Genomic DNA, 11544 nt, shown 5'->3' on the forward strand with positions numbered 1-11544 from the left:
TCAGTTGCCGCCTCCGGGAGGCTTCTTCGAATCCGGCGCCGGCTTCTTCGGCTCCGCCGTGGGCTTCACTTCCTTGGTCTTCGCAGCGGGAGGAGCGGCCGCGGCGCCCTTGAACATCTCGTTGAATTTGGCGACCACCTCCTTGGTGATGTCCACCGTCTCGTTGTTGTAGACCACGATCGTCTTTTCCAGGATGAGAGTGTACTTCTTGTCTTTTCCGAGCGCCTCGACCACGTCGAAGAGCTCCCGCTGGAACTGATCCTGAGCGTCCTTGAGCTGGGATTGCATCTCCCGGGTCGCGTCGTCGTTCAGCCGCTTGAGATCGATGGTCTTCTGATCGATGTCCTTCAGCATCTGGCTCTTCTTGTCGTCGCTGAGGCTCACCTCCTGGCTGCGCAGCCTCTCCCGCAGCTTGTTGAGCTCCGATTCTTTGCCGTTGATCTCCCCGACCTTGCCGTCCCGGAAGGCGGCCAGCTGAGCCTGCAGCTTCTTCCCCTCTTCCGTCTGCTGCCAGACCGGCTGGGAATCGAAGACCCCGATGCGCGGCTCCTGCTGCTGGGCCGCCGCCGGCGCGAAGGGGACGATCGCCAGCAGGATCGTTCCGATCATCTTTCCAGTCATTCCTTTTCTCTCCTGTACCATTGAAATGGTTGCCGCCGATTCGTCCGCCTAGAAAGTCGTGCCGATGGAGAACTGGAAGCTGCTCGCCTTCTCTCCCGGCTCCGGATTCTGGATGATGCCGTAAATGAACCTCAGCGGGGCCTGGAACACGGGAAGGTAGAAACGCAGCTCGACCCCGTAGTCGAGGCGCAGCCGGGTCAAATCGATCTTCTGATAGTCGTCGAACGCGTTGCCCGCGTCCACGAAGGTCAGGAATTCGAACGTGTCGCCGATCGGGATCACGTACTCGTAGTTGAACTGGACGAACTTGTCCCCTCCGGGGAATACCGTGCCGAAGATCTTGTCGCCGTTGGTATCCTCACCCTTGTCCAGCGCCCCGTTCGCGTTCCGATCCTCGCTGAAGTCGAGCCGGCCGTCGCCGTCCACGTCCTCCGTGTCCAGCACTCCGTTCCCGTTGAGATCCTCGCCGGCGTCCAGAATCCCGTTGCCGTTCAGATCTTCCGTGTCCAGGACTCCGTTGCCGTTCGCGTCTTCGTTCAGGTCGAGGATTCCGTCCCCGTCGGTATCCTCGGGGGTGTCGATGATGCCGTTGCCGTTCAGATCGAGATCCGAGCGGGACGGACTGACCGTCCGGCTCTTGAACGCCCGCAGCGAGCGCTCCCCTCCGAGGAAAAAGCGCTCGAACGTGGGGATGGCCCGCCCTCCGAACCCGTACACGTATCCCGCCGAGGCGTTGATCCCCATGTAGTGACGGCGAAACGACGGGAGATAGAGCGTCGCGGATCCGTACGGCTTGAAGAAATAGTTGTCGCCGCCCAAAGCGCCCCCGGCGTACTCGGTGGCGAGCTGGAACCGGAAACCGCGCGTCGGACGGAAGAAGTTGTTCCTCGTATCGTACGTGAACACGGGGACGATGCTGCTGGTCGTGCTCCGGGAGGTGACGTTGCGTCTGTCGGTGTAGGTCACGTCCTCCAGGAGATACGTCGCGTCGAAGCGGCTGAAATCGCCCAGGAGCCGCCCCACCTGCACGCTCACCCCCTGCCCCCCCTGCTGGAAGTCACGGTAATCGGTGTTGCGTTTGAAGAGACTGAACCCGACCGTGTAAGGCCTTCCCAGGAACCAAGGCTCGATGAAGGAGATGCTGTACCGGGTGAGACGCCCTCCCACCTGGAAGTAGGTCTGCAGGATCTCCCCCCGGCCGAGGAAATTCCGGGTGGCGTACGATCCGGAGAAGAACGCCCCGTCGAGTCCGCTGACGCCCCCGCCCACCTGGATCTCGTTGCGGTTGGCCTCTTTCCCTTGGACCACGATGTCGACCTTGTTCTCGCCGGTGCGGGGGCGGATCGACGCTTCGTCGGAGATCTGCCAGTAGCCCAGCTGGTTGATTTTCCTCATGCCGAGCCGGAAGCGCTTGAGGTCGAACAGGTCCTCCTCGGCGACCTTCATTTCGCGGCGCAGCACGCGATCTCGGGTGGTGGAGTTCCCCGAGAATTCGAGCGTGTTGATCCGGTATTGCTTGTCCTCGTTGATCTCGATCTTGAGATTCGCCTGGTGCGCCGGCGTCTTGTCCACGACCTGGTTCGCCGTGACGTAGAAATAGCCGCGCTCGCCGTAATCGAGCTGAATCCGGCCGAGTCCGTTCTTCACGACCGAGTCGTTGAAGATCTCCCCGGACTGAAGCGGCACGCGGGTCAGGATCTCGGCGTCGGTGTAGACCTCGTTCCCCTCGACGGAGACGGTCCCCACGCGGTACTGGGGCCCCTCCTCGATCGGCACCGTGGCGAAGATCCATTTCTTCGGGACCTTGGGCTCGTGGGTCTTCGCCTCCTTCGGCTTCTTTTCCGAGGGAGGCTTCCCTTTCGCCGCGAGCGCCTTGGCCTTCGCCTCGGCCTGCGCCTTCCGTTCCGCCGCCTTCGCCTCCCGGCGCGCCGCCTTCGCGGCCGCCTGCGCCGCGGCCCGCTCGGCCTTCCGGCGCCTCTTCTCGGCCTCCTCCGGCGTCTTGGCGGGCTTTTCGCCCGGAAGGAGCTCCACCACCTCCGGCTTCACCTCCACGTCCAGATAGCCCCGATCCAGATAGGCCTGGCGGATGATCCGCGCGTCCTCGTCGAACTTGCCGGGATGATAAAGGTCCTTCGAGCCGGCCCAGCTGAACAGTCCCCGCTCGCGCGTCAGCTTCATCATCTTCTTGAGCTGCCGGTCCTTGAAGACGGTGTTGCCCACGAAGTCGATCTTGCGGATTTTCGTCTTGCCTCCCTGGCGGGCGCGGAACGTGATCGATTCCTGGCCCGGGGCGATCTCCTTCACGTCCACCTTCACTTCCGCGTCCAGAAATCCCTTCTGGCCGAGGAGCATTTCAATCGTCTCCTGGGCCTTGCGGATGCGCGTGTAGTCCAGGGGCGAGCCCCGCTTGATGTCGGCCTTCTGCTCGGTCAGCTTCTCCTCGAGCTGGGTGGCGGTGAACGCCTTGACGTCCTTGTATTCGACGTCGGCGATCAGGGGCTTGTCGGTGACGTGCCAGAGGACGATCTTGCCCTTCTCTCCCTGGCGGACTTCCAGCGCGATGTTGTCGAACAGGTTCAGTTCCCACAGGCGCCGGAACTCCGCGCGCAGCGTCTCTTCGTCGTAGGGATCGCCTTCCTTGATGGAGAGCTGGCTCATCAAGGCCTGCGTCGAGATCCGGACGTTGCCGTCCACGACGATCTTTTCGATGATCTCGGCCTGGCCCCAGGCGGCCGCGGACGCCGCCAGGACGATCCACGCGGCGGCCCTCCACACACGGCGCAAGTCCATGCCCAGGATTCCTCGTGCATCCCACGCCGGGCCGGGACGGGGGTCGGCCTTGGCGAAATTCACTGGATGGTGTTGATTTCCATCGCTTCCCGGAAGGCCGGCTTCTCCTGATCCAGGAAAATCTCGATCTCCCCCTGGCGGGGCAGCGTTCCGAGGATGATGTTCTCTGAAAGAGCATCCTCGATGTGCTTTTGAATGGCGCGACGAAGCGGCCGGGCGCCATAGGATCGATCGCCGCAGGTGGTGTCGATGAGCCAGCGGTAGACCTCGTCTCGCAGCGTGAGTCCGATTCCCCGATGCGCGAGCCCTTCGTTCAGCCAGCGGATCATCAGGCGGGCGATGGCGAGAAGGTCGTCGTCGGAAAGGGCGTCGAACACGATGATCTCGTCGATCCGATTCAGGAACTCCGGGCTGAGGGCGTGCTTCACCTCCCTCATCACGAGCTCCTTCCTCGTCCGGTAGGCCTCCAGGGGATCGGCACCCCGAAATCCCAGCTTCGGCCCTTTCTGGATCAGGGAGGATCCGATGTTGGACGTCATGATCAGCAGAGTGTTCTTGAAGTCGATCGTGTCGCCATAGGCGTCGGTGATCTGGCCGTCCTCGAAGACCTGAAGCAGGATGTTGAGGACGTCGGGATGGGCTTTCTCGATTTCGTCCAGGAGCACGACGGAATAGGGCTTTCTCTTGACCCGCTCGGTGAGCTGGCCTCCTTCCTCGTAGCCGACGTAGCCGGGGGGCGAGCCGATCATCTTCGCCACCGCGTGCTTCTCCATGTACTCCGACATGTCGAACCGGATGAGGGAGCGCTCGTTGCCGAAGAGGAAATCCGCCAGGCTGCGCGCGACCTCGGTCTTGCCCACTCCCGTCGGTCCCAGGAACATGAAGGACCCCACCGGCCTCATCGGACTCTTCAATCCGGCCCGGGATCGCCGGATGGCGCGGGACAGCGCGGAAATCGCCTCGTTTTGCCCGATGATCCGCCGATGGAGGTAGTCCTCCATCTTGAGCAGCTTCTCCATCTCCTCCTTGCGCACCGAGGAGAGCGGAATGCCGGTCCATTTCGAGATGACTTCCTCCACGTCGTCCCGGCTCACCTCGAGGACCGTCCCCGACTCCTCCTGCTCCCGCCGGCGGCATTCCTCGTATTTCTTCCGCAGGGCGATCTCCTCGTCGTGGTGCTTCACGGCGTTCTCGAAATCCTTGCGGAACAGGAAATTCTTCATGCTGGAGACGGCTCTCTCGATTTCCTGCTCCATCTCCCGGAGCTCCTTGTACGAGGCGCTGCGGTAGAGCTTCACCCGCGCACCCGCCTCGTCGATCACGTCGATCGCCTTGTCCGGGAGGAAGCGGTCGCTGATGTACCGGCTCGACATGTAGACCGCCTGGTACAGGGCCTCGTCGGAATACCGGACCCGATGGAATTTCTCGTACCGCTCCTTGATCCCGAAGAGGATCCGGACCGTCTCCTCCTCCGACGGGGGGTGGATCTTGACCGACTGGAACCGCCGGACGAGGGAGCGATCCCGCTCGATGTACCGGTGGTATTCCTTAGGCGTCGTGGCCCCGATGCACTGCACCTCGCCGCGCGAGAGGGCCGGCTTGATGATGCTCGCGGCATCGAGGGACCCTTCCGCGGAGCCGGCTCCGATCAGGCAATGGATCTCGTCGATGAAGATGATGATGTTCTCGTTCCCCATCAGCTCCGAGAGAATCCCCTTGAGGCGCTCCTCGAACTGCCCGCGGTATTTCGTCCCCGCGACGATCAACGACAAGTCGAGTGCCAGAATCCGCTTGGCGGCCAGCGAGCCGGGCACGTCTCCCAGCGCGATGCGCGAAGCCAGGCCTTCCACGATCGCGGTCTTGCCAACTCCCGGGTCGCCCAGCAGGACGATGTTGTTCTTGCGCCGCCGGGAGAGAATCTGGATCATCCGCTGGATCTCGGTGTCGCGGCCGATCAGGGGATCGAAGAGCTGGCGGCCCGCCATCTCGCTGAGATCCCGGGAGAACTCGTTCAGGAAGGGCGTCTCCTTGATCTTCTTCGGCAGCGAGCGCTCCTTCCAGACGGCGACGGTGTCCTCGCGCACCGAATACAGCCTCATCCCCTTCTCGTGCAGGGTCCGTCCGGCGGCCGAGTCCTCGACCCGGAGGAGGCCTAGCAGAAGGTGCTCGTTGCCCACGTAAGGATGCAGCAGGCGCTCCGCCTCCTCCTCCGCGTGCGCCAGCACGCGTTTCGTCTCCTCGCTGAAGGGGATTTCGATCGTCGTCGAGATCTTCTCTCCCGAAGGCCCCCGGGCTTCCAGCTCGGCCTGCAGAAGTTCGACGTTGACGTTGGAACGACGGAAGATCTCGCGGGTGATCTCGTCGCCCTCCTTCAGGAGACCGAGGAGGAGGTGCTCGGAGGCGATGACCTTGCTCCCCATCTGGCTCGCCTCGTAGCGGGCGAGGAAGAGGATTTTCTTGGCGCGCTCCGTGTACTTTTCGAACATGGGCCTCTCGAAGATGCCTTGGACGCGGCAACGGCTTTGAGGTCAATTATATCTGGATCGCAGGCGATTCCAAACCGAACCGGTATCCGCTTCCCGAAAGGTGGCGCAGAGCGCCCTCCTCCATGACCCAGACTCGATCGCAGCGCCGCGCCAGCCTCTCGCTGTGGGTCACGAGCACCGTGGCCGTGCCGCGTCTTCCTACCGCCTCCCGGATCATCGCGAAGACGACTTCGCTGGTTCGGAAGTCCAGATTGCCCGTCGGCTCGTCGGCCAGCAGCACCGAGGGCCGGGCGATAAGCGCCCGCGCCAGCGCCACCCGCTGCTGCTCGCCGCCGGAGAGCTCGGCGGGACGGTGCTCGCGACGGGAGTCCAGCCCCAGCTCCTCCAACAAGGCCCGGGCCCGGCGCTTCGCTTCGCGCAGGGGCTCCCGCCGGATCAGGCAAGGAAGGCAGACGTTCTCCTCCGCGGTGAACTCCGGCAGGAGGTGATGGAATTGGAAGACGTAACCGACCTCGCGGTTGCGCAACAGCGCCGACTGGACCGCATCGAGACGCGTCAGCTCCGTCCCCGCCAGCGCGATGGTTCCCGAGTCGGGGCGATCAAGCCCTCCCAGCAGGTGCAGGAGCGTGCTCTTGCCGGCGCCCGATTCCCCGACCACGGCGACCATCTCTCCCTTGTCAACGGCCAGCGTGAGATCCCGCAGGACCTCGAGCCGCCTCGCCCCGGACGGATACGATTTGAAGAGACTCCGGGCGTCGACGGCGGGACTACTCATAGCGCAGGGCCTCCACGGCGTCGAGCCGCCCGGCCCGCGAGGAGGGATATAGCGTGGCCAGGAAAGAGGCGGCCACGGAAAGGAGGCAGACCAGCGCTACGTCCAGGCCGCGGACCTTGAACGGCACGTAGGGGATGTAATAGACCTCGACGGGCAGCTTGACCACGTGATAGGTGTCGAGCCCCCAGCAGAGTCCGAGCCCGAGGAGACATCCCACCGCCGTCCCGAACAGCCCGATGAGGACCCCCTGGAACATGAAGATCCGGGTGATGCCCCCCGGGGCCGCGCCCAGCGCCACCAGGGTTCCGATATCCCGCACCTTCTCCATCACCATCAGGATCAGGACGGTGATGATGTTCAAGGCCGCCACCACCACGATCAGCCCGACGGCGATGCTCATCAGAAGCTTCTCGAGGTTCAGCGCCGTGAAAAACGTCTTGTTCATGGCGATCAGATCGTTCACGAAGTAATCCTTGCCCAGGCGGCGTTGCGCCTCCTCGCCGATTTCCTTGAGCCGCGAGAGATCGGTGGTCCGCGCTTCGATGACGGTCGCCGCGCTCCCCAAGGATCCGAAGGCCTGCGCCGACCGCAGATCCAGGTAGGCGCGCGTGGAGTCGTAATCGTAGAAGCCAGAGTCGACGAGGGCCACGACTTCGAACGGCCGGCTCTTCGGCATGGGAAGAAAGGGGGTCATCTGCAGCTGAGGGAGGATGACCCGCACCCGATCGCCCGGGGCAACCCCCAGCGCGGCCGCGAGATCCTTGCCGAGCGCGATCCCCTCCCTGCCCTCGCTCCCCTTGCGGGTGAGGGCGTTCAGATCGCCCGCCACCACCTTGCGCGCCAGATCGGTGACGTGCCGCTCCTGATCCAGGCGGATTCCCTTCAACATCACCGCCGTGCCACCCGGATTGAGATCGCTGATGACGAGCCCCTTCTCCAGGACGACCGGGGCGGCGGCGGCGATTCCCGGAACCGCGAGGAGGAGACGCACGATACGGTCCGGGTCCTCGATCGGCCGCTGCGCCCAGGATCCGAAGACCGTCAGGTGGGCGTTGGCGCCCAGAATCTTCTCACGGATGTCCTGCTGGAAGCCGGTCATCAGCGCCAGAGCGATGATCAGGGCGGCGACCCCCACGATCACTCCGAGCACGGAGATGAGCGAGATGACGGAGACGAAGGTCTGCTTCCTCTTGGCGGTCAGGTAACGAAGCGCGATGAAGAGCTCGTAGGACATGGGCCTCATCGATATTCTGCCGGATGGGGACTCAGGGTGCGGTGGCTTCCGATTTTTTCCTCGTCTCCCGCTTCCGCCCGCTCCAGACTCCGGAGTTTGCCGATCCGTCGCTCAGGACGCGGCTCTGCCAGTTCCCTTTGATCGATCTCAGGTCGGAAGTGACGATCCCGTCGAGGTCCGACACGGACCCCAGCTTGCTGTCGATCCGGTGCAGGACCAGCTTGTTGTTGACGAGGGTGCCTTGGAGGCTGCCTCGCCATCCCCCGTCGAGCTGGTATTCTCCCGAGATCAGGGTGCCCGATTGCCTCAGCGTGAACACCCCCCGATTGCCGCTCGGGAGAATCGTCACATCCCAGACTCCGGCGAGGCTCTCGGGCTCGACGGGAGCGGCGCGCCTCAAGCTGGCGATGCGTTCCTGCAGGAACCGCACGCGCTCGCGCGATTCGGCGATCTGTTCCCGCAGACGCCGCAGGTCCTCGCGCGCCGCCGCCTCGGCCTGCTCCGCGGCAAACAGTCCCGAAGTCAGGTTGGCGAGGCTGTCCTCCGCGGACTCGGTCGCCTCTCCCCGGCGGACGAGGGCGCCGATTCGGGCGTAAAGCACCGAGATCTGATCCCGCAGATCCTCTCTCCGGCGCTCGGCATCCGCGTAGCCCGCCAGGCGCCGATCCAGCCGGCTTTTCTCCAGGTCGAGATCCACCTTCAGCGCGTAGACGGCCGCGGCGGCGCCCTCCGGGGTGTCGGGCTCGTCCTGGGCGATCGCCCGGCCTGGGGTCGACCAAAACGCCAGAATCCCGAGGATCAGGCACGAGGCCACCGGCAGGGTGCGGATCATGACTTTCTCCTTTTTAGGGAACCGGAGCTGACCAGCTCCTCCGCGATCCGCACGGCGTTCAAGGAGGCTCCCGTGGCCAGATTGTCCGTGATTCCCCAGAGCCAAAAGCAGCCGGGAGCGGACGGGTCGGGACGGATCTCTCCCAGCACGATGTGATCTTCGCCGGCGAGCTCCGCCGGCGTGGCGCCGCCCGCGCCTTCGCGGATTCGGATGGTCGGTTCCTGGGCGAGCGCCTTCCGGATGGCCTCCGTCGAGAGCTCCTGCCGGAACCGGAGCCGGGAGACGGAGGCATGACAATGGAACACGGGCACGTGAAGCACCTTGAGCCCGTGAGCGAACGAGTGGTCGTTCAGGATCGTCGCCACCTCCCAGGAGAGCCGATCGTCTCGCGGTCCTTCCCCCGGCACGAGGGAGGCGGGAACGACGTTGAAGGCGAGCACGCGACCGAAAAGGTCCCGCGGCACCTCCGAGAAGTTCAAGAGTCCCACCGTCTGCCGGTAGAGCTCCTCGATCCCCTGCTCCCCCTCTTCCGAGACCGGCTGCAGGACGACGCTCACGACCTCGGCGAGAGGAACGCTCCGGGCCAGAGGCGCGAGCACGGTCGAAAGGAATTGGGAAACGGGATGCGGGGAGGCGAGGACCCCCTCGTGGCGCTTCACGGCGGCCGGATTCACGGAGGCATTGACCAGCGGCGCCGACGGCATGACGTTCGCCGAGCGCGTCAGATCGATGGCCACGAAATTCCCGCGTCCGGGCCAGTCCAGGAAGTCCTTTCCGCTCCCCGCGCGGCCGCACCAGAAGGCGAGATCGATCCGCTCCATCTCGTCGAGGTCGGGCCGGACGGCCAGGAGGGGCTCGCCGCCGAACTCCCCCAGGTTGCCCCCCTCCTCGACGGCCCCGGTGTCGAAGAGGCGCACCTCCCCCACCGGAAAGCGCCGCCGGGTCAGATGCCTCTTGACCCCTTTGCCGATCAGGGTCGAGGAATCGAAGAGAGCGATGTTCACCCGCTCGGCGCCGCCGGCGCGCTCAACGCTCTTGGCCACGGCCAGGCTCCACGGGGAAAGGCCCTGCTCCCTCGCGGCTCTCCGCGCGCCCCGAGAAGAGGCCTCTCGGGATCACGCCGGACAGGACATAGAGGAAGCTGATTCCGAGCAGGACGGGCTCAGGCCAGGCGAAGATCGCCAGGAGGATCAGAGCGGGAGGGACCAGAAGCTGGTACGGGCGGCGGGCCCGGAGGTCCAGCTCCTTGAGGCTGCGGTACCGGGCCCGGGAGATCATCAAGGCGGACAGGGTCACCAGCAGCAGTCCCACCAGGGCGCTCAGAACTGGGTCGTGCACGGCGGTGGGGTAGTAATAGACCAGCGCCGCCACGGCCCCCGCGGCGGCCGGAATCGGCAGGCCGACGAAATATCGCTTGTCGATGGTGGAGGCCTGGATGTTGAATCGCGCCAGCCTCAGAGCCCCGCAGAGGACGAAGGCGAAGGTCGCCGCAACCCCCGGGCGGCCCAGGTCCGACAGTCCCCAGGAGTAGGCGAGAAAGGCCGGGGCGACTCCGAAGGCGAGCAGGTCGGCCAGAGAGTCGAGCTCCCGGCCGAAATCGCTCGCCGTCCCCGTCATCCGCGCCACCATACCGTCCAAACCGTCCAGCAGAATCGACAGGGCGATGAACAGGGCCGCGAACTCATACTGCCCCTGCGCCGATCGAACCATCGAGAGGACGCCGAAAAACAGGTTCACCGAGGTCAGGACGCTGGGCAGCGTTGCCCCGCGCCGGAATCTCGGTCTACCTCCCGCTTTCTTGCGCAATCGACTGCTCCTTCGCGGATGCCCGCGCCACGCCCAGGATGCTGCTGCCTCCCTTGACTCGGGAGCCGACGGTCACCTCGGGACTCACTCCCGCCGGAAGATCCACCTCGATCCGGGATCCGAACTGGATCAAGCCGATGCGCTCGCCGAGCGCCACCTCGTCCCCCTCCTTCTTCCAGAAAACGATTCGCCGCGCCACCACTCCGGCGATCTGGACCAGCCGCACGGATCCCATGTCGCTCGAAATCGTAATCTCATTCCGCTCGTTTTCGCTCGCCGAGCGCGACAGGTTGGCCGGCAGGAACCGCCCTTCCTGGTATCTCACCCGATCGATGCGTCCCGCGACCGGGGAGCGGTTCATGTGAACGTCGAAAAGGGACAGGAAAATGGAAACACGCGTTCCCCCGGTGAGACCCAGGCTGCGGACTTCGGTCACTTTTCCGTCCCCCGGGGACACGAAGACGCCTGCGCCTCCGGGAATCTCCCGGGCCGGATCCCGGAAGAAGAAGGCGATGAAGCCGGAGAGGAGCAGGGCCATCGCGCCCAGCCAGGGAAACCCGAAGAGAAGGGCGGCGGCTCCCACCGACACTCCGGTGAGCAGGTAAGGAAAGGATTCACGTGCCAAAGGCATTCGCCCGGCCTCTTGATTGGCAGAAAAAAAGGGGGTTCCCCCCCTTTCGACTCAATCCCGAATGTTCCGCCCGTCTCGCGACCGGCTCACCGCGGACCGGACGTCGCCAGATCGTCATTACGATAATGCCTCAGAATCGATTCCATCTTGTCCTTGAGATGGAGCTTCTTCTTCTTGATCGTCACTTCCTCCAGTTTCTCGGATTCGTTGAGAAACCCTTTCCCCTGAAGCTCCTGGAGCCTGACCTCGCAGCTGGCGTGCGATTCCATCAATGCGCGGAACTCCACATTCTCTCGCTGCAGGAGCTCCCTGAGCTCCCGGAGATCGGTCTCCATGGCGGCACCTCCTCGCGGATGAAAGGGCGTATGG

The 11544-nt window shown here is 64.4% G+C and carries 10 protein-coding genes; all 10 read right to left on the reverse strand.

Translation table 11 applies throughout. The features are described 5' to 3' along the window. The 10 genes from VGR67_10030 to VGR67_10075 all read right to left on the reverse strand — a co-directional run bounded on the left by VGR67_10030 (nt 1) and on the right by VGR67_10075 (nt 11510). Nucleotides 1-621, reverse strand: a complete 621-nt coding sequence (locus VGR67_10030; protein ID HEV8336743.1) for an OmpH family outer membrane protein — start codon at nt 619-621, stop codon at nt 1-3. A 48-nt stretch (nt 622-669) separates the two neighbouring features. Then, complete coding sequence (gene bamA, locus VGR67_10035) at nt 670-3411, reverse strand: outer membrane protein assembly factor BamA (protein HEV8336744.1); 2742 nt, start codon at nt 3409-3411, stop codon at nt 670-672. Nucleotides 3412-3470: 59 nt separating this feature from the next. After that, nucleotides 3471-5897 carry an ATP-dependent Clp protease ATP-binding subunit gene (locus tag VGR67_10040; protein HEV8336745.1) on the reverse strand — a complete coding sequence of 809 codons (2427 nt, stop codon included), beginning with the start codon at nt 5895-5897 and terminating at the stop codon, nt 3471-3473. 46 nt (nt 5898-5943) lie between these two features. Continuing rightward, nucleotides 5944-6672 (reverse strand): ABC transporter ATP-binding protein, encoded by a 729-nt coding sequence (locus tag VGR67_10045; GenBank protein HEV8336746.1) that lies wholly within the window; start codon nt 6670-6672, stop codon nt 5944-5946. Continuing rightward, on the reverse strand, nt 6665-7906 hold the full coding sequence (locus VGR67_10050; protein HEV8336747.1) for an ABC transporter permease: 1242 nt from the start codon (nt 7904-7906) through the stop codon (nt 6665-6667). Before VGR67_10050 ends, VGR67_10045 begins: the two co-directional genes overlap by 8 nt. A 31-nt stretch (nt 7907-7937) precedes the next feature. After that, nucleotides 7938-8738 carry a hypothetical protein gene (locus tag VGR67_10055; GenBank protein HEV8336748.1) on the reverse strand — a complete coding sequence of 267 codons (801 nt, stop codon included), beginning with the start codon at nt 8736-8738 and terminating at the stop codon, nt 7938-7940. After that, the gene (locus VGR67_10060) at nt 8735-9781 is read right to left on the reverse strand and encodes an Asd/ArgC dimerization domain-containing protein (GenBank protein ID HEV8336749.1); all 1047 of its coding nucleotides are present in this window, start codon (nt 9779-9781) and stop codon (nt 8735-8737) included. The genes VGR67_10055 and VGR67_10060 overlap by 4 nt, the downstream gene beginning before the upstream one ends. After that, nucleotides 9765-10544, reverse strand: coding sequence for a CDP-diacylglycerol--serine O-phosphatidyltransferase (pssA, locus tag VGR67_10065; protein HEV8336750.1), 780 nt, complete (start codon nt 10542-10544; stop codon nt 9765-9767). The genes VGR67_10060 and pssA overlap by 17 nt, the downstream gene beginning before the upstream one ends. Continuing rightward, on the reverse strand, nt 10522-11175 hold the full coding sequence (locus VGR67_10070; GenBank protein HEV8336751.1) for a phosphatidylserine decarboxylase: 654 nt from the start codon (nt 11173-11175) through the stop codon (nt 10522-10524). The genes pssA and VGR67_10070 overlap by 23 nt, the downstream gene beginning before the upstream one ends. An 86-nt stretch (nt 11176-11261) precedes the next feature. Then, nucleotides 11262-11510, reverse strand: a complete 249-nt coding sequence (locus VGR67_10075) for a DUF465 domain-containing protein (protein HEV8336752.1) — start codon at nt 11508-11510, stop codon at nt 11262-11264. Nucleotides 11511-11544 lie beyond the last annotated feature (34 nt).

Source organism: Candidatus Polarisedimenticolia bacterium, from assembly GCA_036004685.1.
In the GTDB taxonomy this organism is placed as follows: Bacteria; Acidobacteriota; Polarisedimenticolia; order Gp22-AA2; family AA152; genus DASYRE01.